The 21,581-nt window shown below is 71.6% G+C and carries 19 protein-coding genes and 1 pseudogene; 12 read left to right on the top strand and 8 right to left on the bottom strand.

Annotation, left to right across the window (positions count from 1 at the left end; translation table 11 throughout):
* Positions 1-201: 201 nt before the first annotated feature.
* Positions 202-1,134, bottom strand: a complete 933-nt coding sequence (locus L3Q67_RS10585) for a hypothetical protein (RefSeq protein WP_499189346.1) — start codon at positions 1,132-1,134, stop codon at positions 202-204.
* Positions 1,135-1,429: 295 nt separating this feature from the next.
* Here L3Q67_RS10585 and L3Q67_RS10590 point away from each other — a divergent pair, with 295 nt between their 5' ends.
* The 5 genes from L3Q67_RS10590 (at position 1,430) to L3Q67_RS10610 (ending at position 5,792) form a co-directional block, all read left to right on the top strand.
* Positions 1,430-2,614 (top strand): AI-2E family transporter, encoded by a 1,185-nt coding sequence (locus tag L3Q67_RS10590; protein WP_499191493.1) that lies wholly within the window; start codon positions 1,430-1,432, stop codon positions 2,612-2,614.
* Positions 2,611-3,753, top strand: coding sequence for an ATP-binding protein (gene macS, locus L3Q67_RS10595; RefSeq protein WP_499189347.1), 1,143 nt, complete (start codon positions 2,611-2,613; stop codon positions 3,751-3,753). Before L3Q67_RS10590 ends, macS begins: the two co-directional genes overlap by 4 nt.
* Positions 3,750-4,400, top strand: coding sequence for a transcriptional regulator (locus tag L3Q67_RS10600; protein WP_499189348.1), 651 nt, complete (start codon positions 3,750-3,752; stop codon positions 4,398-4,400). Before macS ends, L3Q67_RS10600 begins: the two co-directional genes overlap by 4 nt.
* A 67-nt stretch (positions 4,401-4,467) precedes the next feature.
* Positions 4,468-5,184, top strand: coding sequence for a DUF1707 SHOCT-like domain-containing protein (locus L3Q67_RS10605; RefSeq protein ID WP_499189349.1), 717 nt, complete (start codon positions 4,468-4,470; stop codon positions 5,182-5,184).
* The gene (locus tag L3Q67_RS10610) at positions 5,181-5,792 is read left to right on the top strand and encodes a DUF1707 SHOCT-like domain-containing protein (RefSeq protein WP_499189350.1); all 612 of its coding nucleotides are present in this window, start codon (positions 5,181-5,183) and stop codon (positions 5,790-5,792) included. The genes L3Q67_RS10605 and L3Q67_RS10610 overlap by 4 nt, the downstream gene beginning before the upstream one ends.
* Here L3Q67_RS10610 and ptsP read toward each other — a convergent pair.
* The 3 genes from ptsP to L3Q67_RS10625 form a co-directional block, all read right to left on the bottom strand.
* Positions 5,779-7,428 carry a phosphoenolpyruvate--protein phosphotransferase gene (ptsP, locus tag L3Q67_RS10615; RefSeq protein ID WP_499189351.1) on the bottom strand — a complete coding sequence of 550 codons (1,650 nt, stop codon included), beginning with the start codon at positions 7,426-7,428 and terminating at the stop codon, positions 5,779-5,781. The genes L3Q67_RS10610 and ptsP overlap by 14 nt on opposite strands.
* Before the next feature lie 3 nt (positions 7,429-7,431).
* Entirely contained in the window at positions 7,432-8,148 is a 717-nt protein-coding gene (locus L3Q67_RS10620; RefSeq protein WP_499189352.1) for a hypothetical protein, read from the bottom strand.
* Between the two features lie 246 nt (positions 8,149-8,394).
* Positions 8,395-9,264 carry a ribokinase gene (locus L3Q67_RS10625; protein WP_282773083.1) on the bottom strand — a complete coding sequence of 290 codons (870 nt, stop codon included), beginning with the start codon at positions 9,262-9,264 and terminating at the stop codon, positions 8,395-8,397.
* 97 nt (positions 9,265-9,361) lie between these two features.
* Between L3Q67_RS10625 and L3Q67_RS10630 the strand changes: the two genes are divergently transcribed.
* The 3 genes from L3Q67_RS10630 to L3Q67_RS10640 all read left to right on the top strand — a co-directional run bounded on the left by L3Q67_RS10630 (position 9,362) and on the right by L3Q67_RS10640 (position 13,167).
* Complete coding sequence (locus tag L3Q67_RS10630; RefSeq protein ID WP_499189353.1) at positions 9,362-11,728, top strand: DUF2339 domain-containing protein; 2,367 nt, start codon at positions 9,362-9,364, stop codon at positions 11,726-11,728.
* 335 nt (positions 11,729-12,063) lie between these two features.
* Positions 12,064-12,348, top strand: coding sequence for a hypothetical protein (locus L3Q67_RS10635; RefSeq protein WP_499189354.1), 285 nt, complete (start codon positions 12,064-12,066; stop codon positions 12,346-12,348).
* A 72-nt stretch (positions 12,349-12,420) separates the two neighbouring features.
* Positions 12,421-13,167 (top strand): TetR/AcrR family transcriptional regulator, encoded by a 747-nt coding sequence (locus L3Q67_RS10640; RefSeq protein WP_499189355.1) that lies wholly within the window; start codon positions 12,421-12,423, stop codon positions 13,165-13,167.
* A gap of 24 nt (positions 13,168-13,191) precedes the next feature.
* On the opposite strand, the gene L3Q67_RS10645 is transcribed toward L3Q67_RS10640, so the two are convergent.
* The 3 genes from L3Q67_RS10645 to L3Q67_RS10655 all read right to left on the bottom strand — a co-directional run bounded on the left by L3Q67_RS10645 (position 13,192) and on the right by L3Q67_RS10655 (position 18,047).
* A complete protein-coding gene (locus L3Q67_RS10645) occupies positions 13,192-13,929 on the bottom strand; it encodes a 3-oxoacyl-ACP reductase family protein (RefSeq protein ID WP_499189356.1) in 738 nt (245 codons plus the stop codon).
* Positions 13,930-14,020: 91 nt separating this feature from the next.
* On the bottom strand, positions 14,021-16,858 hold the full coding sequence (gene leuS / locus L3Q67_RS10650; protein ID WP_499189357.1) for a leucine--tRNA ligase: 2,838 nt from the start codon (positions 16,856-16,858) through the stop codon (positions 14,021-14,023).
* A gap of 172 nt (positions 16,859-17,030) precedes the next feature.
* Complete coding sequence (locus L3Q67_RS10655) at positions 17,031-18,047, bottom strand: esterase-like activity of phytase family protein (protein ID WP_499189358.1); 1,017 nt, start codon at positions 18,045-18,047, stop codon at positions 17,031-17,033.
* Between the two features lie 66 nt (positions 18,048-18,113).
* On the opposite strand from L3Q67_RS10655, the gene L3Q67_RS10660 reads away from it, so the two are divergent.
* A complete protein-coding gene (locus L3Q67_RS10660) occupies positions 18,114-18,542 on the top strand; it encodes an SdpI family protein (RefSeq protein WP_499189359.1) in 429 nt (142 codons plus the stop codon).
* On the opposite strand, the gene L3Q67_RS10665 is transcribed toward L3Q67_RS10660, so the two are convergent.
* A complete protein-coding gene (locus L3Q67_RS10665; RefSeq protein ID WP_499189360.1) occupies positions 18,511-19,092 on the bottom strand; it encodes a YqgE/AlgH family protein in 582 nt (193 codons plus the stop codon). The two genes, L3Q67_RS10660 and L3Q67_RS10665, sit on opposite strands and share 32 nt — an antisense overlap.
* Before the next feature lie 393 nt (positions 19,093-19,485).
* Between L3Q67_RS10665 and L3Q67_RS10670 the strand changes: the two genes are divergently transcribed.
* The 3 genes and pseudogenes from L3Q67_RS10670 to L3Q67_RS10680 form a co-directional block, all read left to right on the top strand.
* Positions 19,486-20,091 carry a YbaB/EbfC family nucleoid-associated protein gene (locus tag L3Q67_RS10670; RefSeq protein WP_499189361.1) on the top strand — a complete coding sequence of 202 codons (606 nt, stop codon included), beginning with the start codon at positions 19,486-19,488 and terminating at the stop codon, positions 20,089-20,091.
* Positions 20,091-20,429 (top strand): WXG100 family type VII secretion target, encoded by a 339-nt coding sequence (locus tag L3Q67_RS10675; RefSeq protein ID WP_209663447.1) that lies wholly within the window; start codon positions 20,091-20,093, stop codon positions 20,427-20,429. Before L3Q67_RS10670 ends, L3Q67_RS10675 begins: the two co-directional genes overlap by 1 nt.
* 15 nt (positions 20,430-20,444) lie before the next feature.
* Positions 20,445-20,822 (top strand): annotated as a pseudogene (locus tag L3Q67_RS10680) (WXG100 family type VII secretion target); the annotation flags it as partial.
* Positions 20,823-21,581: the final 759 nt, after the last annotated feature.

Below are 21,581 nucleotides of genomic sequence, written 5' to 3' on the forward strand. Positions count from 1 at the left end.
GGGGTGTTCTCCTTTTTCCTTGGGTTCCCTTGCGGGCTCGTGGCTCCCTGGCAACCTGCGTTCTGCAGCGTGCGTTCGGGAGGAGGGCAGCGATCGATCGAGCGATCGCGGGAAGCCGCGGGGTGGAATCAGGAGGGAACGCGCATTACCGGCACGAACGGTGACCGGCGGGGGACGCGATCGTCCTGCCCCGCGCGGTGATCAGTCAGGCGTGACGCCGGGCTGCGCGCCCGGGTCCACCATGAGGTGGCGCACACCGGATCGGACCGAGCCGATCGTCGCGGTGTCGAAAGCGGCGGCCGCACCGGCGGGAACGCCGGCCAGCAGTCCGTCGAAGTGCCCACCGGCGGAGTTGCCGCCGCCGGGCAGGGTGGGTGCCGTGAGCGGCGCCAGCGGCGCGCGCACGGGAGAAGGCAGCTCGCGGTCGCCCGCGTCGCCTTCGTCAGAGGGGCCGTCGGCGCGCGCGGCGCCGAAGCCGTCGAACCAGGAGCCGGAGTCGTCCATCGCCCCGGCGGGCACGGCCACGGTGTACACCTCGGCGGTGCGGGCGTCCGGCGCGACGGTCAGCGGCTGCTCGGGGATTTCCGGGTCGCCGTTGCCGACCGGCAGCGGGCTGTCGGCCGTCGGCTGCAGGAGGACCCAGAAGTCCCGGCCGAAGTCGACTCCGTGCTGGGCCGGGGTCAGCGTCTGCTCGATGACCTTCGGCGCGTCCTGGGGCTGGCGCACGATGTGCTCGAAGGCACCGAGGGTGCGCTCGACCGGGCGGACGACCGCGTCGCCGGTGAACTCGTTCACCGCGGCGGCGACGTCCTCGTCGATCTCGTCCGCGGATTGCTGCTGCCGCGGGAAAGTCGGCACCGAGGTGGCGTGCGCTGCCGCGCCGGCGACGTCGCCGGTCAGCTCGGACACCCCGCCGGTGGTGTCGTTCAGGCCCGCGACGGTCGCGTCGGTGACCGGGGTGAGGTCGGCGGTGCCGGGTTCGGTGGCGTCCGGGACCTCGGTGGCCGAAGCGCCGGTGGCGAAGGCCCACGCGGCGGCGGTGCCGGCGAGCACGCCACCGGCGACCACGAGGGCGCGCGAAGCCCAGCGACCGGCGCGCTGCGCGCCTCGCTGGTCCGCCGCCACTTCCGCCACTACTGCGTGCTCCTCGCCTGAGTTCGATCTGTACTGGGGCGCCGGGTATCCCATCTCGGATACGCAGGGTGTGAATCGCTCACGTTCTGTCGGCGCGATCCCGAGACTGTCCTACCGGGACCCGCCGACGCGACTTCGACGCGACTTGATGGCCCGATCGTGTGAAGTGCACAGGGTGTCGCGAGCCGTCACCACACGTGGTCGACGGGCGTGTTTCTGCCCGTCGACCTGCTGGCGCTACCCGGCGCCGACTAGGTTGTCGGATGTGCCGGAGCAGGAGAACAAGCCCGTCCACGTGCCCGCCCCCGATTACCCCGGACTGCCGGTCGAGCTCGACGTGACCACCGTCGTGCCGCGCGGTCTGCGGATCGGCGCCGCGCTCGCCTGGCGGTTCCTCGTGGTGATCGCCGCGTTGTACGTGATCGTCTGGCTGGTCGGCTACATGTCGGTGGTGGTCATCCCGCTGTCCATCGCGCTGCTGCTGGCCGCGCTGATGGCGCCGGGCGTGGCCTCGCTGGTCAAGGTGGGCGTGCCTCGGGGACTGGCCGCGGGCATCGTGCTGATCGGCGGCCTCGGCCTGCTCGGCGGCCTGCTCACCTTCGTCGTGGTGCAGTTCACCAGCGGCCTGCCCGCCTTGCAGCAGCAGCTCACCGAGAGCTTGGACCAGATCGAGAACTGGCTGGTCAACGGCCCGATACACCTGCGCCAGACGCAGATCCAGGACTTCATCAACCAGGCCATCGAGTTCCTCAAGAAGAACCAGGCGACCATCACCGACAGCGCGCTGACCACCGCGACCACGGTCGGCGAGGTGCTCACCGGGTTCGTGCTGACGCTGTTCATCCTGATCTTCTTCCTGGCAGGCGGCGAGCAGATCTGGACCTTCCTCACCCGCGGCGTGCCGCGCCAGGTGCGCACCCGGGTGGACGTGGCCGGGCGCCGCGGCTTCGCCTCGCTGGTCAGCTACGTGCGCGCGACCGCGGCGGTGGCCGTGGTGGACGCCGTCGGCATCGGCATCGGGCTGTGGATCCTCGGGGTGCCGCTGGTGATCCCGCTGTCCACGCTGGTGTTCCTCAGCGCGTTCGTGCCGATCATCGGCGCGGTGCTGGCCGGTGCGGTGGCGGTGCTGGTGGCGCTGGTGACCAACGGGATCGTCACCGCGTTGATCGTGCTCGGCGTGGTGGTGCTGGTGATGCAGCTGGAAAGCCACATCCTGCAGCCGCTGCTGCTGGGCCGGGCGGTCAAGCTGCACCCGCTGGCCGTGGTGCTGGCGATCACCGCCGGTCTGGTCGCCGCGGGCATCGCCGGCGCGCTGCTCGCGGTCCCGCTGCTGGCCGTGCTCAACTCCGGCATCAAGTCGCTGCTGCACGAACGCGACCCCGATCCGGCCGACGTGGACGTGCTGCACGACCAGAGCGCCGAGCCGAACACGACGGTCCAGGACGACAGCGTCGAATCCGGGGATCCCGGGAAGAAGTGAGCACGCGCTTCGGGCCCACCGCACGCGATCTCGCCTCGCCGCTGTGGTGGGGCGCGATCGGGCTGCGCGTGCTGACCCTGGTGTTCGCCGCGGGCATCGTGGTGGTGCACCAGGACGAGTACCGCCGTGCCTGGCTCGCCTGGGCGGTCCTCGGCGTGATGACCGTCTGGACCGGCCTGACCAGCGTGGTCTACGCCCGTGAGGCGCAGCGGTGGCACTGGCGCTGGCTGGTGGTCGCCGACGTGGTGGTCACCGCCGGGCTGATGCTCACCTCGCCCTGGATCCTCGCCGACGCGCAGTTCGACGCGGCCGATCCGCTGATCACCACCGTCTGGGCGGCGGTGCCGCAACTGGTGGCGGGGGCGCGGTTCGGCGCGACCGGCGGCCTGCTCGGCGGCCTGGTGATCGCGCTGGCCACCGGGTTCGCCCGCGGGGAGTTCACCGTCGATGTGGCGCGTGACGGGGTGTTGCTGCTGGCCAGCGGCCTGTTGATCGGCATGACCGCGACCACCGCGCGCCGGTCCGGTTCGGCGCTGGCGCAGGCGTTGCGCACCGAGGCGGCGACCACCGAACGCGAGCGGCTGGCGCGGTCGATCCACGACAGCGTGCTGCAGGTGCTCGCCCGCGTCCGCAAACGCGGTGCCGAACTGGGCGGGGAAGCCGCCGAACTCGCGGAACTGGCCGGTGAGCAGGAGATCGCCCTGCGCGCGCTGGTCACCACCGAGCCGACGCGGCCGACCGACGAGACCACCGACCTGCGCGCGGCCCTGCAGTTGCTGGGCACGCCGACCGTGCACATCTCCGCTCCGGCCGGGCCGGTGTCGCTGCCCGCGGCGGTCACCGCCGAACTGGTCGACGCGGTGCGCGAAGCACTGGCCAACGTGGCGAAGCACGCCGAAGGCGCCCAGGCGTGGGTGCTGCTGGAGGACCTCGGCAGCGAGGTCATCGTGTCCGTTCGCGACGACGGTCCCGGAATTCCCGCGGGACGACTGGAACGGGCACGGGCCGAGGGACGTCTAGGGGTGGCCAACTCCATTCGGGGCCGGGTGGCCGGGCTGGGTGGCACGATCAGCCTGGACACCGCGCCCGGAGCGGGGACGGAATGGGAGATCCGCGTGCCGAAGGGAGCCTCGGGATGAGCGCGATTTCGGTGATGGTGGTCGACGACCACCCGATCTGGCGTGACGGCGTGGCCAGGGATCTCGGCGTGCACGGGTTCGAGGTGCTCGCCACCGCGCCCGACGGCGACGCGGCGATCCGGATCGCCAAGACCGTGCGCCCGGACGTGGTGCTGATGGACATGAACCTCGGCGAGACCTCCGGGGTGACCGCGACCAGGGCGATCACCGGCGCGCTGCCGGAGACCAAGGTGCTCGTGCTGTCCGCGAGCGGGGAGCACGAGGACGTGCTGGAAGCGGTGAAGGCGGGCGCCTCCGGTTACCTGGTGAAGTCGGCGTCGTCGACCGAACTGGCCGAGGCCGTGCGCCGGACCGCGGCGGGCGACACGGTGTTCACCGCCGGACTCGCGGGCCTGGTGCTCGGGGAGTACCGGCGGATGGCCGATTCGCCGACGGTCGCCGGAGAACCGCCGCGGCTGACCGAGCGCGAGACCGACGTGCTGCGGCAGGTCGCGAAAGGACTGACCGCGCGGCAGATCGCCGAGAAGCTGGTGATCTCCCACCGCACAGTGGAAAACCACGTGCAGTCCACGCTGCGGAAGCTTCAGCTGCACAACCGCGTCGAACTGGCCAGGTACGCCATCGAGCACGGCCTGGACACGGACTAGACCCCGGGGGTCCAGTCAGGGAAAATCCCGGATCCGCTGCGCCCGTCCCCGATTTAGCATGGTTCGCATGGGTGAGCCGCAGACCGACCAGCTTCCGGTACCGGCCGAGTCGAACGACGAGGGGGAGGCCGAGAAGGCCGCCCCCGAGCAGCCGAAGGAATTCAGCCCGCGCGACCTGCGCGTCTCCGACGCGGAACGCGAGCACGTGGTGGGGGTGCTGCAGAAGGCGATCGGCCGGGGAATGCTCGATCTCGACGAGTTCACCGAACGCACCGACAAGGCGCTGGCGTCCCGCACCCGCGGTGAGCTCAACTCCGTGCTCGCGGACCTGCCGGGGCTGGTGCACCGGGACGCCGCTCCGGTCTTGGCCACCGGAGCGGCCCCGGCGCCGTCGGCCGCCCACAGCTACCCGTACACGCCGCCGTCCGGCAAGCCGCTCGAACTGCGGGCGCACGCCTCGAACCTCAAGCGCAGCGGGCAGTGGCAGGTGCCGTCGCACCTGCGGGTCCGCAACAAGTACGCGAGCACCAAGCTCGACTTCACCGAGGCGGTGCTCACCTCGCCGGTGGTCTACATCGAGCTGGACACCAAGTGGGGCGGGGTCGAACTGGTCGTCCCGGACGAGGCCGGGGTGGACCTCAACGCCATCACCGAGATCAAGTGGGGCTCGGTGGAGGACAAGCGCAAGCGGCAGCCCGCCTCCGGCTCGCCGACCATCATCGTGACCGGCCGGGTGCACGGCGGCCCGCTGGTGATCCGCAACGGTCGTCGCCACCGCTGGTGAGCGATCGCGAACTGCGCGTCTCCGACGCCGAACGGGACCACGTCGCGGTGCTGCTGCAGAAGGCGGTCGGGCAGGGCCTGCTCGACCTGGAGGAGTTCACCGCACGCACCGACCTGGCGCTGGCCGCGCGCACCCGCGGTGAGCTGAACCGCGTGCTCACCGATCTGCCGGGGCTGGTCCACCACGGCGCGAACGGCACGGTGCCCGCCCGGCGCGACCGGCTGGTGCTCAAGACCACGCTGGGCAGCTCGAAGCGGTCGGGGCAGTGGCGGGTGCCGCACGAAATCCTGGTGCAGAACCAGATGGGTTCGACCGAACTGGACTTCAGCGAAGCGGCGATCAGCCACACCGAGGTGCGGATCGAACTGAACGTGGCGGCCGGTTCGGTGGAACTGCTGCTGCCGCCGCACGCCTCACTGTCCACATCGGACGTCCGGGTGCGGGCGGGCAGCCTGACCGACCGGACCGAGTTCGACCGCGCGTCCGGCCGCCCGCGCTTCGTGCTGAGCGGTTCGGTGTACGCGGGATCCGTACAGATCCGGACCCCGCGCTACTACCGGTTCGGGCGGCTCCAGGTGCGCACGCCGTGGCGGGTCACCTGGACTTGACGGCCTGACGGGCTTGGGCCGGATCGGCGGCCGCGAGTGCCGCCGCTGCCGCGGATTCGCATTCTTCGCGGGTGACCGCCGCCAGGCTCGCGCCGACCGCGCGCACCGCCGCGGCGTTCATCGACAAGCTGGTCAGCCCGAGTCCGGTGAGCACGCGCGCCAGGTGCGGATCGGCCGCCGCTTCGCCGCAGACGCCGGCGGGCTTACCGGTTTCCGCGGCCGCCTTGCCGATCAACGCGATCAGCCGCAGCAACGCGGGCTGCCACGGGTCGTTGAGCGCGGCGACCGCGCCGAGCTGGCGATCGGCGGCGAAGGTGTACTGGGCGAGGTCGTTGGTGCCGATCGACACGAAGTCGACGGCGTCGAGGATTTCACGCGCGGCCAGTGCGGCGGCGGGGATCTCGATCATCACGCCCGCCCTGGCGATCCCGGCGGCGTGCACGCGCTCGGCGAACCAGGCGGCCTCGGCCGCGGTGGCCACCATCGGCGCCATCACCGACACCTCGGCACCGGAATCCCGCGCGGCGAGCGCGATGGCTTCCAGCTGGCGGTCGAGGATTTCGGGCCGGTCGAAGGCGATGCGCAAGCCGCGCACGCCCAGCGCCGGGTTCGGCTCGGTGTCGGGGGAGAGGAAGGCGAGTGGCTTGTCAGCACCGGCGTCGAGGGTGCGGACGATGACCGGCTTGCCCTCGAACGGGGCGAGCACCGCGGTGTAGGCCGCGCGCTGGGCTTCGACCGTGGGCTCGGTGCTGGCGTCGAGGTAGCAGAACTCGGTGCGGAACAGGCCGACTCCCTCGGCGCCCGCGTCCGCCGCGGCCTGGGCGTCGGCCGCGGAACCGACGTTGCCGAGCACCTTCACCCGGTGCCCGTCGGCGGTGACGCCGGTGCCGTTCCACTCGGCCGGACCGCCGGTGGTCGCCGCGAGGATCGGCGCGTCGGCGTCGGCCAGGCCGACCTCGCCGGTGTCACCGTCGACGACCAGCGCTTCGGCGTCGAAGGCCAGCAAGCCGCGGACGGCGACCACGGCGGGAATGCCGAGCGCGCGAGCCAGGATCGCGGTGTGACTGGTGGGGCCGCCCTCCTCGGTGACCAGGGCGAGCACCTTTGCCGGATCGAGTCCGGCGGTGTCGGCGGGCGCGAGGTCGCGGGCGACCAGCACGCTCGGCCCGGCCAGCTCGGGCACGCCGGGCGGGGCGAGGCCGAGCAGCTCGGCGATGATTCGGTCCCGGATGTCGTGGATGTCGCGGACGCGCTCAGCCATGTAGCCACCGGCCGCGGCGAGCATCTCGGCGAAGCCCTCGGCGGCCTGGTGCACCGCGCGGGCGGCGGGCAGGCGCTCGGTCCTGACCAGGTTCTCGGCCTGGCTGACCAGCGTCGGGTCGGCGGCCATCGCGGCGGTCGTCTGCAGGATCGTCGCGGCCTCACCGGTCACGGCCTCGGCCTGCTTCTCCAGGCGGGCGGCGACCAGCTGGGCGGCGGGCTCGATGCGCGCGGCCTCAGCGGCCGGATCCGGCGGGGCGGGCGTGCTCGGCGGCGCCCCGAGCGGCTCGGCCACCCGCACCACCGGACCGCTCGCGCGCCCCGGACTCACCGCCACCCCGGAAAGCGGACCCTGCTCCTGCGTCACCTGCGACATGGTCTAGACCATACCGTGCCACGGCGGACCAGTGTAGTCCCCGATCAGTCGCTGTCGGATGTTCGCGACCAGCACCTCGTCGAAGCACTCCGCGCCCAGCATCTCCTTCTCGCGCAGCGCCCGGTGGTAGGCGCGGACGTCGTACGGCTCGATGCCGCGCAACGCGAGCCCGGCGACCACCGGACGGACCTCCTGGTCCCACCATGCCTCGGCGAGGCGGACGCGGTCACGCAGGCAGTGGCGGAAACCCCAGGCCTCGGCGGACTCGGCGAGGCGCAGCCAGTCGGCGGGGTGGTCGAGCCACAACCCCCAGCGCACGTCGTCAGGCAGGGGCACGCGCTCGAGGAACACCCGCTCGGCCGCCTTGACCGGCAGATCGGCGACGGTCAGGCAGCGGGTGGCGCAGGAGATCGTGCAGATCTTGCGGACCGCCGCGTCGAGGTGGCGGACCCCGCGGGCCCTGGCGATCGCGACGCGGTGGTGACCGTCCTCGACGAAGTACATCTGTCCCAGGCGCACCAACCGGACCGGCTCGGTGTTCGTGGCGTCGGCCAGCGAATCCCACCGCGGGCGAAGCGCCCGATTACGAGGACGGAACAGCCGATCGAAGTCACCCGCCCGCGCGATCGTGCCGACGATGTCCGCCACCGGCACCCGCTGCCGCCCGAGATCGGTCTCGCCCTGGTGCCCGAGCGCCGACAACGTGTCCGCGAGCGGCATCAGCTCCAACTCCCCAGGCCGCCGCGCCGCCACCACAGCCCTCAACCGGGCCACATACCCACGACGCCACACCACGTCGAACCGATCCGACCCCACCCCGACGCCAACACCGAACGCCCCACCCGAATTCCTTACCCGACCCCCACCGCTCCCTGGGGGCGTCCCCACGAACATCATATCCGCTGGTGGCGGGGGTGATAGGGGGTCAGCGGAGCTGTCCACAGACCGGCTGGATTGGGGACAGCGTCAGTCGATTTCGCCGGCTCGCGGGTAAGATGGCTGGGCTCCGGAGCGGGTCACCGAGATGGCCGCGACCTTCACCGCCAGGCGGGCCGCGTCGACCAGCGTGGCGCCTTCGGCCAGCGAGGCGGCGAGCGCACCGGTGAAGGCGTCGCCCGCGCCGGTGGTGTCCACGGCCTCGACCTCCGGCGACGGCACCTCGGTCGTCCCGTCCTCGGTGATCACCAGTGCGCCTCGCGCGCCTCGGGTGAGGACCGCCGAGAACGGCCCCAGCTCGAGCAAGCCCCGCGGATCGGCGTCGGCGTCGCCGAGCAGCCAGGCCGCCTCGTGCTCGTTGACCAGCAGCACGTCCACCGCGGCCAGCGCCCGCTCGCTCACCTTCGCCACCGGCGACAGGTTCAGCAGCACCCGCACCCCGGCCTCCGAAGCGGCGATCACCGCGTGCTCCACGGTCGGCAGCGGGATCTCCATCGACACCGCGAGCACCCGCGCGTCGTCGAAGGCGCCATCCAGGGCCGACGGCTCCAGCGCGCTGTTCGCACCAGGCGAGACCAGGATCGAGTTCTCCCCGTCGGGGGTCACCACGATGTAGGCGGCGCCGGTCGGCCGGTCCGCCGTCCGCACCAGGTCCACCCGCACCCCGGCTTCGCGCAGCGCGCCGAGCAGCAGCCTGCCGTTCGCGTCGTCACCGATGGCGCCGACCATCGCGACCTGGGCCCCGAGCAGCGACGCGGCCACCGCCGTGTTCGCGCCCTTGCCCCCGGGCAGCAACTCGGTGTCGCCCCCGAGCACGGTCTCGCCCGCACCCGGCCGTCGATCGGCGGGAACCACCAGGTCGGCGTTGATCGACCCGGCGACCAGAACTTCAGCGGTCATGCCCCCAGCCTGCCAGGACCGCCCGTCACCCAATCGTCACGGTGGTTTGAGTAGAGCTACGGATCCGCCCGCGCGTCCGTTCGCCGACCCTGTACGCATGGGCAACCCAAGCGGCACCATCGACACCCTGCCGCGGATCGCCGACGCACTCGGCGAGATCGCCGGCCGACTCACGACCCTGGGCGCCGAACTGCGCGCCCTGCCATCGACGCAGGTCAGCCCGGCGGAGGCGCCCGCAGCGCTGGCAGCCACGCCGCCACCCGCGCAGACGGGCACGGCGCAGCACACGGAGGCGGCCCCTCCATCACAGGCGACGGAGCCCGACGCAGGCACCTCGCCGCACACCGGAACTTCGCCGAAGGCAGGCACCTCGGCGCAGACGGATGCGGCGCAGCAAGGAGGCATGTCGCCGCAGGCAGGCACGCGGGCGCAGGAAGGCATGGCGCAGCAGGCGGGAGCGCAGTCGCAGGGAGGCGGCTTGGCGCTGGGGGCGACGCCGCTTGGTGGGCAGGTGCCGCCGCAGGGGCAGCAGGCCTCGGGACAAGGGCCGCAGGGGCTGGAGCAGCAGGCCTCTGAGCTGGGGCAGCACGGGCCGGGCACACCGGGGCAGCAGGGGCTGGAGCCGGAGGCACCGGAACTTGGGGTGCCGGGGCAGCAGGGGCCAGGAACCCAGGCGCCGGGGCTGGGGCTGGGGCTGGGGGCGCAGGCACCGGGGCAGCCGGGGCTGGGGGTGCAGGCATCGGCGCCGGCGCCGGGGCAGCCGGGGCTGGGGGCGCGGGGCCAGCAAGGGCAGGCGCCGGGGGCGGGGGCGTATGGGTGGCAGCCGTATGGGGCGGTGCCGCCGTTTCCCCGGGGGCCTTGGCAGCCTCCGGCGCCCAAGCCTTCTTTGGCGGAGAAGTTGGCCAGGGACGGGGCCGGGAGCAAGGTGCTGGCCTGGATCGGTGGGGCGGTCACGTTGCTCGGCGTCGTGTTGTTGCTGGTGTTGGCGATCCAGCGCGGCTGGGTGGGGCCGGTGCCGCGGGTGGTGCTCGGCGCCGTGCTCGGGGGGACGTTGGCTGGGCTCGGGAGCTGGCTGCACCGCAACCCCACGGCTCGGACCGGGGCCGTCGCGTTGGCGGCGACCGGCGTCGCGGTGCTTTATGCGGACATCGTCGCGGCGACCACGCTGCTCGGGTTGATCCCGTCCTGGGCCGGGATGGTGCTGGGACTGCTCGTCGCCGGGGGTGGGCTGGCGCTGGCCGGGTATTGGAAGGCGCAGGGCTTCGCCGTGTTCGTGCTGCTCGGGTGCGCGGTCTGCGCGCCGGTGCTCACCGCGGGCTTCACCGCGTTGCTGATGACCTTCCTGCTCCTGCTGTCGGTCGCCGCCGCGCCGATCCAGTTGACCCGCCAGTGGCCGGGCGTGGTGCTGGCCGCCGGGCTGCCGCCGATCGCGGGTGGCGCGCTGACCGTTTCCTTCGCCAGCGGCTCGTGGTTCGACACCGGCAGTGATGTGGCCGTCGCCGTGCTCACGGTGCTCACCTCGCTGCTCGTCCTCGCCACGTCCACCGCGACGGTCGCCGTGCACCGCGAGGACGTCACCCCGATCGCGCTGCTCGCGGTCGCGCCGCTGCCGGTCATGCTGCTCCCGTTCCTACTGGACCGGCTGCCTGCCGCGGCGATCACCGGTGGCCTCACCGCGGTTCTCATCGGCCTCTGGGTGGTGGGTCGCAAGCGTTTGCCTTCAGGCGTTTCGATGGTCGCCGGGGTGCTGGCGTCGATGCTGGCCTTCGAGACGACGGCGGTCGCGCTGACCGGCCAGTCGCGGGTGCTCGTGGTGCTCGCCGAGGCGATCGCGCTGGCCGCGGTGGCGATCCGGCTCAGGAGCAAGGGCATGGTCGCCGCCGGTGCCGCGTTCGGCGTGGCCGGGCTGCTGGCCGCGATGGGCGGCGTCGCGTCGCCGGTCATGTTGCTGCGCGCACCCCGCACCGGCCCGGCCACCGACGTGCTGCTCACCGCGGCCGTGGTGTCTCCGCTCATCGCGCTCGCCGGCGTGCTGCTGGCCATCGCCGCCTTCCGCACGGAAGCCGCCAAGTCCGTGACGCCGCTGGTGGCGGTCGCCGCCGGGATGGCGGTGCTCTACGGCGCGGCCGGCACCGTGCTCTACCCGGCACAACTGCTGGTCAAGGGCGAACTCGGCTTCGTGACCGGCCACGCGCTGATCACCGTCTCGTGGACGGTCGCCGCGCTGGTCCTGCTGCTGCGCGGTATCCGGCGCAAGGCGTTCCGGCTCACCGGGCTGGTGCTGGTGGCCGCCGCGCTGGCGAAGCTGGTGCTCTTCGACCTCGCCTCGCTCGACGGCATGGCGCGCGTCGGCGCCTTCCTCGGTGCCGGATTGGTGCTGCTGGCGGCGGGTGCGCGGTACGCGAGGCTGGTCAGCGCGACCCGTTCAGCCGAAGACACCGAACCTGCTCCTATGCGAATGTGAAGGACTTTGTAACTTATTCGCTCCGGAATGCGACAATCAGGCGAGTACTAGCCGAGCGTCACCCGTTCGGAGTGATTTCCGCTCGCGGGCGTCACTTCGGGGTGGGGTTCAGCTCTACAGACACGCCAGCGCATTTCGTGCGGTGGCGTTGCCCGACCAGCGGCCTCGGCCGGCGGAACGGCATCGGGTCGCCGGCACCGATCACGTAGCCCCCCGAGTGATCGGTGCCGGCGGCGCCCCGGGTTTTCCCCCGCCGAAGCCGGGGGCCCACCGGGTTCTCGCGGGTCATCCCCGTGCATAGCGTGAAGAACGCCAGCACGAGGGAAGGGGATCCCATGACCGCCGCGACCAGCGCCCGCCATCCGCTCAAACTTCTGCTCGCCGGGCTGTGCACCGTGCTCCAGGTGCTCCTGCTCGGCCTGACCGGCTACCTGATCGTCCGCGTCACGACCTACGGCGTGTTCTGGGACCCCGACGCCGACCACAGCGGCGCCTGGGGTGGTCCGTCGCTGTTCGGCGCCTGGGTGGTGCACGCGCTGATCGGGCTGCCCGGTGCCGCGCTGACCGCCTGGCTGGCCAACCGGCTCAGTCGCGCCTCGGCGTGGCTGCGGCGGCAATGAGGCGGACCGGGGGGCGCGGGTTCCTAGAATGCCGGGGACGCGTAGTCACCCCGACCCATCGGAGCCAGCCGTATGAGCAACCCCAACCGGCGGGGCCGTGCACGCTCGGCGACGGATCACGAGATCCGGCAGGCCGCGCGCGCCCTTCTGGTGGCGGACGGCCCCGAAGCGGTGACGCTGCGGGCCATCGCCAGGGAGCTGGGCATCACCGCGCCCGCGCTCTACCGGTACTACGGCTCCCGTGACGACCTGCTCGCGCACCTGCGCCTGGACATCGTCGGCGATCTGGGTGACGAACTGGCGGCCGAGGTCGCCGAACTCGCCGAGAACGACGGCGCGGTGCAGCTCTTCGCCTTGTGCCGCGGCTTCCGGCACTGGGCACTGACGCACACCCGCGAGTTCACGCTGGTCTTCGCGTCGCCGACCGGCCAGGTCGGTTCGGCGCCGAGCAGCGCCGCCACGCTGAGCCGCGCGGACGAGCCGTTCGGCCGCATCTTCCTGACCACGGCCGGGCACCTGCTCGCCACCCACGAGCTGGACACGCCCGCCGACGAGCTCGTGCCCGCGGAACTGCGTGACGACCTGGCGGCCTACCGCGGCGACCTGCTCTGCGTGCTGGGCGAGTCGGGTCTCGACTTCCCCGCCGACAAGCTGGACCTCGGCACCACGTACCTGATGATCCAGTTCTGGGCGCGGATCTACGGCCACGTCACGCTCGAGGTGTTCGGCAACTACCCGATCCCGGTGAGCAAACCGGACGTGCTGTTCGACGCCATGCTCGCCGACCTGGCCAGGGAGATCGGGCTGCTGCCCCGGTGACCGGCCGGTCACCGGGGCGGGTGCTCAAGCCGCGTGGCCGCCGTCGACCGAGACCGCCGTGCCGGTGACGTACCGACTGTCGTCCCCGGCCAGGAAGGCGACCGTCGCGGCCACCTCGCCGGCTGTGCCGTAACGGCCGAGCGCGGTGAGCGCGCGCTGGTCGGCGGCGTACGGGCCGTCGGCCGGGTTCATGTCGGTGTCGGTCGGGCCCGGCTGCACCAGGTTGACCGTCACGCCGTTCGCGCCCAGTTCACGGGCCAGCGCCTTGGTCAGCCCGACCATCGCCGTCTTGCTCAGCGCGTACAGCGACATGCCCGGCCCTGGCACGCGTTCGCTGACGCAGCTGCCGATGGTGATCAGCCGTCCGCCTTCGCCCAGGTGCGAGGCCGCCGCCTTCGCCGCGAGGAACGGCCCGCGCACGTTGACCGCGAGCACGCGGTCAACGTCCTCGAGCGCGATCTCACCGATCGGCGCGACCATGCCGACCCCGGCGTTGTTGACCAGGACGTCGAGCCTGCCGAACTCGGCGACGGTCTCCTCGACCGCGCGGACGCAGTCGGCGGCGTCCGCGCTGTCCGCGCGGATCACCAGCGCCCGGCGCCCGGCCGCCTTGACCTGCTCGGCCACCTCGGTCGCGGCATCGGCGTTGTCGCGGTAGGTCAGCGCCACGTCGGCGCCGTCGGCCGCGAGCCGCAGCGCGACCGCCGCGCCGATCCCGCGGCTGCCGCCGGTCACCAGTGCCACCTTGCCGTCGAGCGACATTCTGTTCTCCTCCGGTACTTCGATGGGTGTTCGTACGACACCCATCGAACCGGCGGAAGCCCGGTGGAGCTGGCGGCTTTCCGTCGCGGCGCTAGACGACCACGTTGACCAGGCGGCCCGGCACCACGATCACCTTGCGCGGCTCGCCACCGGCCAGCAGCGCGACCACCTTTTCGTCGGCCAGCGCGGCTTCCTGCACCGCGTCCTTGCCCGCGTCGGCGGCCACCGTGATCCGGGTGCGCACCTTGCCGTTGACCTGCACCGGGTATTCGACGGTGTCGTCGACCAGGTACTTCTCGTCGACCGCGGGGAACGGGCCGTGCGCCAGCGAACCGGTGTGCCCCAGGCGCTGCCACAGCTCCTCGGCCACGTGCGGGCACAGCGGCGCCAGCATCAGCACCAGCGGCTCGGCCAGCTCGCGCGGCGTGGCCTCGGCCGCGCCGTAGGCCTTGGTCAGGTGGTTGTTCAGCTCGATCAGCTTGGCGCCGGCGGTGTTGAACCGCATCTGCGCGTAGTCCTCGCGGACCCCGGCGATGGTCTTGTGCAGCTGCCGCCGGTCGGCCTCGGTCGCGTCCACATCGGACACCCGGGGGGTGCCGGTGGTCTCGTCCACCACCAGGCGCCACAGCCGCTGCAGGAAGCGCTGGGAACCGACCACGTCCTTGGTCGCCCACGGCCGCGACAGCTCCAGCGGGCCCATGGACATCTCGTAGAACCGGAAGGTGTCGGCGCCGTAGTCGGCCGACATCTGGTCGGGCGTGACCACGTTCTTCAGGCTCTTGCCCATCTTCCCGTACTCCTGCTTGACCTCTTGGTCGCCGAAGAAGTACTTGCCGTCCCGCTCGACGACCTGCTCGGCCTCGACCGGAACACCCCGCGCGTCACGGTAGGCGTAGGCCTGGATGTAGCCCTGGTTGAACAGCTTCCGGTACGGCTCGTCCGAGGACACGTGGCCCAGGTCGAACAGCACCTTCTGCCAGAACCGCGAGTACAGCAGGTGCAGCACGGCGTGCTCGACGCCGCCGATGTACAGGTCGACCCCGCCCGGGTCACCGACGCCGTGCTCGGCCTGGCGCGGCCCGGTCCAATAGCGCTCGTTCTCCGGGTCGACGAAGGCGTCGTGGTTCTCCGGGTCGATGTAGCGCAGCTGGTACCAGCACGAACCGGCCCAGTTGGGCATGGTGTTGGTGTCGCGGCGGTAGGTCTTCACGCCATCGCCCAGGTCCAGCTCGACGCTCACCCAGTCCTCCGCGCGCGACAGCGGCGGCGAAGGCTCGGTGTTCGGGTCGTCCGGCTCGAAGGTCCGCGGCGAGTAGTCGTCGACCTCGGGCAGCTCGACCGGCAGCATGCTCTCCGGCAGCGCGTGCACGCGGCCGTCCTCGTCGTAGACCACCGGGAACGGTTCGCCCCAGTACCGCTGGCGCGAGAACAGCCAGTCGCGCAGCTTGTACTGCACGGTGCCGCGGCCGTGGCCGTGCTCTTCCAGCCAGGTGATGGTGGTCTTCTTGGCTTCGTCGACGCCCAGACCATCCAAGAAGCCAGAGTTGACAGCCGGGCCGTCGCCGGTGAACGCCTTGCCGTCGAAGCCGTCGGACGGCTGCACGGTCCGGATGATCTCCAGGCCGAACTTCTCCGCGAAGTCCCAGTCGCGCTGGTCCTGGCCGGGCACGGCCATGATGGCGCCGGTGCCGTAGCCCATCAGCACGTAGTCGGCGACGAAGATCGGGATCCGCTTGTCGTTGACCGGGTTCACCGCGTACGTGCCGGTGAACACGCCGGTCTTGTCCTTGTTCTCCTGCCGGTCCAGCTCGGACTTGCGGGAGGCGGCCAGCCGGTAGGCGGCCACCGCCTCGGCCGGGGTGGCGGCGTCGGCGGTCCAGGACTTGTCCACGCCCTCGGGCCACGCCTCGGTGGTCAGCTCGTCGACCAGCGGGTGCTCGGGGGCCAGCACCAGGTAGGTGGCGCCGAACAGGGTGTCGGGGCGGGTGGTGAAGACCTCGATCTTGGCCTCACCCGCGGCGAAGGCGACCCTGGCGCCGTTCGACCGGCCGATCCAGTTGCGCTGCATGGCCTTGACCTTGTCCGGCCAGTCCAGCCGGTCCAGGTCGTCGACCAGGCGGTCGGCGTAGGCGGTGATGCGCATCATCCACTGGCGCAGGTTGCGGCGGAAAACCGGGAAGTTGCCGCGTTCGCTGCGGCCGTCCGGCGTGACCTCTTCGTTCGACAGCACCGTGCCCAGGCCGGGGCACCAGTTCACCGGCGCCTCGGAGATGTAGACCAGCCGGTGCGAATCGATGATGTCGCGCTGCTCGGCACGGGTCAGCTCGCACCAGCCGCGGCCGTCGGGCGTCCGGCGCTTGTCCTGCGCGTACTCGGTTTCCAGCTCGACGATCGGGCGGGCCTTGCCCAGCTTCTCGTCGTAGAAGGAGTTGAAGATCTGCAGGAAGATCCACTGGGTCCAGCGGTAGTACTCCGGGTCGATGGTCGACACCCGGCGGCGCTCGTCGTGGCCAAGGCCCAGCCTGCGGATCTGGCGCAGGTAGGTCTCGATGTTCTCTTCGGTGGTCTTGCGCGGGTGCGCGCCGGTCTGCACGGCGTACTGCTCGGCGGGCAGCCCGAAGGCGTCGAAGCCCATCGTGTGCAGCACGTTCCGGCCGATCATCCGGTGGTACCGGGCGAAGACGTCGGTGGCGATGAAGCCCAGCGGGTGGCCGACGTGCAGGCCCGCGCCGGACGGGTAGGGGAACATGTCCTGCACGAACAGCTTGTCCGAGGGCAGGTCGGACTCCGGATCGGCGAGCGCCCCGACCGGGTTCGGCGCGTGGTAGGTGCCGTGGTCGGCCCAGTAGTCCTGCCAGCGCTGCTCGATCTTCCCGGCCAGCGCCGCGGTGTAGCGGTGCTGGGGGGTGTCCGGGGTCGCCTCGGTCATGGCCGTTGTCCTCCGTGTCGAACTCCAGAAACAACTCGACCCCTCCGCCAAAGGCGTGAGGGGTCGCCGCGCTCAACCGTCCGTCGGTTCAGCGCGGCAGGCCAAGAAGCAGCCGAGCCGTGTTCATGCCCTCCATGATAGCCGCCATGGCCAGGCGGTTTTCGCCCGCCCGTCAGCGCACGGCGAGCGCGATCACCTGGGTGACCTGGGTCGCGGCGAAGTTGTTGTCGCTGACCAGCAGCAGGGTGCGCTCGCCGGAGGGCAGCCGCGGTCCCCAGGTCATCCCCTCGACGTTGTCCACTGTGGACAGGCCGAGCGTGGACAGGTCCGTGACGAGCTTCTTCTTGCCCGGCTTGGTCAGATCGATCTCGAAGACGCGCACCTTGTTGCCGACACCGGTGACGAACGAGCGCTCCATGATCAGGAAGCGGTTGTGCTCGGCGTGCAGGATCGAGGTCACGCCGTTGTTGGCGAAGGCGCCCGGCGGATTGGCCTCCGCGAAGATCGGCTCCTGCTGGTAGCGGTACTGCGCGAACACCGGCCCGACACGCCCCTGCACCAGGATGCGCGAAACCGCGCCGCGCTCGGTGGTGGCCTCGGGGCCGTCCTGCAGCAGCGGGCCTTCGAACGCGGTCACCACCAGGGCGCCGTGCGCGGCGAAGGTCATGCCCTCCGGACCGTAGTTCTGCCGCGGCCCGGACTCCGGGCGCATCTTCACGTCCTGCGGCAACGGCAGGTCGCGGACGTAACCGCCGTCGCGCCGCGCTTCGCGGACCGACGGGTCCAGCAACACGGTCGGCGTGCGATCGCCTTCCTGCGACCAGTAGTAACCGCCCAGCCACGGGTCGACGCGCAGTTCTTCCGGGTCGACGCCCTGCGGCGGGTAGTTCGTGCCGTCGGGCTGCTTGAGGTGGTGGACGCCGGTGAACCGGATCGCGCCGGTGAGGTCGATGTCGGCGGTGTAGAAGCGGGCGTTCGTGCGGTCGTCGCTGATCAGCACGTACTGCCCGGTGCGCGGATCGCGGTCGATGCCGGACAACCCGCCGACGGTGGTGCCGCCGAAGGTCAGGCCGTGCGGCACGATCTGCTCGCCGAGCAGGCGAACGTGCTGGCCGGCGTGCGCGGCCGGGGTGAGCAGGGCGAGCGAGACCACCGCGGTCAGCGCGGTGCCGAACAGGCGCTTGAGCATGGCGTGCAGCACAGCGGATCAGGGTGTCCAGCAGGTTGCCGCACCATCACGCTTATGCTCGGTGGTGTGCTGGTAGTCGCGCTGATCCCCATCGTCTTCGGTGTCCTGGTCGGCTGGGGCGGAGTCCTCGGCTGGCGTGAGCGGCTGCCCAGGGAGCGCGGCGCCGGCGTGCGCACCGCCGCGACCCAGCGCAGTGACGAGGCCTTCCGCGTCGGCAACAAGGTCGCCGGCCTGCCGACCATGGTCGGCGGCGCGATCGGCGTGCTCTCGGGCGTGGCCGCGCTGGTCATGCCGACCGTCGGTGGCGTGATCATCGCCGCGGTGGTCGGGGTGCTCGGCACGCTCGTCCTGCTCGCCGCGGGCGGTGTGCTCGGCAACCGGGCGGCGCTGGCCGTGCCGGAACCGGCGCCCGCGCCGTCGGGCTGCTCGGGCTGCGCCTGCGGTGCCGGTGGTTGCGGAGCGTTCAGTTCCGCTGCAAGTCCCCAGGGTGCGTAGCCAGTAGCGCCGTCGGCACCCCCTGGCGCCGCAGCACCTGACCCCACAGGTCCCGGTTCGGCGTGGCCAGCACGTCGCTGGGCAGCGCGGGCACGATGAGCCAGTCACCGCGGCCGATCTCGCCCGCCAGCTGACCGGAATCCCAGCCCGCGTACCCGGCGAACACCCGCAGCCCTCGCACCTTCGGCACCAGCGTGTCCGGATCGGCGTCCAGATCGACCAGCGCCACCGGCCCGCGCACCGCGATCACGCCCGGCACGCTCGCCGCGTCCTGACCGGTCCGCAGCGCGGCCAGGCACAACGCGGTCTTCTTCTCCACCGGCCCGCCCACGAAGACCGACTGCGGCTCGACCACGTGCCTGCCCCAGACCGGCAGCACGTCGTCCACCGGGACCTCGCTCGGCCGGTTCAGCACCACGCCCAGCGTGCCCTCGTCGCGGTGGTCGATGACGAACACCACGGTCCGCCGGAAATTGGGGTCGAACATGGTGGGGGCAGCGACCAGCAACGATCCCGGTTCCACCTCGGCGTCCGCTCGCACGCCGTCCATGATCCCACTCCCGCTCCGGAGAAGGTGGGCCGACGCGGGAACAAGAGCGGCCGCTGACCCGTTGAGCCCAGTGGTCGGCGCACTTCCGTGTCCCCCGGGCTCACTGAAGAACCGCCTTTGTGGAATACCGTCCGGCTGGAGCCACACTGCGCCTAGCCGCCGAGAGGCGACCAAAGTGCGCCGGCCACCTAATTCCTGGCTCCACTGTATTCCTGGCTCCACTGTGGACCCGCATTCGCACAAGCGAATGATCGGTCTCCGTTGGCTGGAACCCCCCGTGCCCCTCCAGTGCAACCACTAGGGTGGCGCCAGCACAACTTTTCGCTTGATTTCGGGGGCACTGTGACCACGCCAGGGGACGATCGAGCCCGGCTCGAGGCGCGAAACGCCGCCATGAAGGACCGGGTCGACGGCCTACTGGAGCAGTTCAACCGGCAGACCGAACAGCTGCGGGACGCGCAGGCCGCCGCCGCCGAGGCCTCGGCCACGGTCACCTCCAAGGACGGCCTGGTCCGCGCCACCATCGACGCCAACGGCGTGCTCAGCAAACTCGACTTCGCGCCGACCGCCTTCGAGCGCAGCGGCGGGCCCGCCGCGCTCGCCGCCTCGGTGCTGGAAGTGGTCCGCACCGGCGGGTTGCAGGTCAAGCAGCAGGTCGCGGAGCTGATGTCGCCGCTGACCGAGGGCATGCCGGACCTGACCGAGCTGTTCGAGGACGCGCCTTCGCTGGCCGGGCTGGTGCCGTCCATCCCGGACTTCACACCGCCGGAGCCGGAACCGCCGAAGCGGGCGGAGTCCTTCGAAGAAGAGGGCTCGATCCTCGCGCACCGCCGCCAGCCGCCACCGCCCGCCGCGACACCCCCGCCACCACCACCTCCGCCGCCACCGCCACCGTCGGCCATGCCGCAGCCGAAGCCGACCACGCGCCGGGCACGGCCCACGCCGGTCGAGGATGAGGAAGAGCCGCCGGACAGCTGGCTCACCCGAGGGAACCGCTGATGTCCGCCGGGGGTGCGGGAGGTCAGGGCTTCACGCTCGACCCGGACGCCGCGACCACCGCCGCGTCCAAGCTGAACATCGCCGCCGACCAGCTCGAGGACGCCGGCAAGGCGCTCGCCGACGCGCTGGCCGCCGAGGGCGCCTGCTGGGGTGACGACGAGTCGGGGCAGGAGTTCGCCAAGGACTACGTGCCCGGTGCCGAGGGCGCGGTGAAAGCGTTCACATCCATCGTCGAAGGGATCCGCGCGCTGCGGACCAACGTCGAAACGGCCGTGCAGAGCATGGAAGGCGCCGACGAGACGGTGCGTGGGGTGCTGAAAGAGGGCGGAGGCGTCTGACCCGTGGGGATGGAGATGCCCGACGAGGTCAAGTGGCTGTTGCCCATCGTCGTCGGCGAGAGCTGGCCGGAAGGCGACGAGGACAAGCTGCGGAACCTCCGGGACGCCTGGCACACCGCCGCGAAGGCGATCAACCCGGCAGCCGACATCGGCACCAAGGGCGCCGACGAGGTGCTCAGCGCGTGGACCGGTGAAGGCGCCGACAAGTTCGCCGAGGCGTGGAAGAAGTTCGTCGAGGGCGACGAAGCCTACTTCAAGTCGCTGGCCGAGGCCTGCCAGGCGCTCGGCGACTCGGCGGACGCGACGGCGCTGGACGTCGAGTACACGAAGTACATGATCATCGCCTCGCTGATCATGCTGGCGATCTCCATTGCGGCCATGATCGCGGCGGCGGCGGTCACCTTCGGCGGGTCGACCGCGGGCATCGTGCCCGCGCAGATCGCCACCCGGATGACCGTGCAGATGATCTTCCGGCAGCTGCTGCAGAAGCTGATGCAGCAGGGGTTCAAGAAGATCGCGCAGGAAGTGCTGAAGCGGGTCCTCAAAGAGGTCCTGATCAATGTGGCCACCGGGGTGGCGCTGGACGCCGGGATCCAGGGGATCCAGATGGCCAGCGGGGACCGGAAGTCGTGGGACTGGGGCAAGACCTCGGACGCGGCGATCGGCGGTGCCGTCGAAGGCGTGGTCGGCGCGGCGAGCGAGGCGATCCCGAAGGGGGCCACGCGCGGGGTCTCGGACAGCGTCGGCGGCCAGATCGCCGACGGCGCCATCCGCGGCGCGGCGCGGGGGGCGGCCGAAGGCGTCGCCACCACCGTCGGCGAGGCGGCGGTCACCGGGGAACTGGGGAACCTGAGCGCTTCGGACGTCCTGATGGGCGCCTCGGGCGGGGCGACCGAGGGTGCCACGGGCGGGGCGAAGGGGAACATCGACGGGATCCGGGGTGCGAACGCTCCGAATGTGAACACCCCGGACGTAGACACCTCAGGCTCAGGCGGCTCCTCCGGCGGCTCGTCGTCCTCTTCGGGCGGCTCATCGGGAAGCTCCTCACCGGGCGGCTCTTCCTCCTCTTCCGGCGGCTCGTCACCGGGGAACTCCTCATCGGGCGGTTCTTCCGGCGGTTCTGCGTCAGGCGGCTCTTCGGGAGACTCTTCC

Source organism: Saccharothrix sp. AJ9571 (genome assembly GCF_021725495.1).
Lineage (GTDB): Bacteria > Actinomycetota > Actinomycetes > Mycobacteriales > Pseudonocardiaceae > Amycolatopsis > Amycolatopsis magusensis.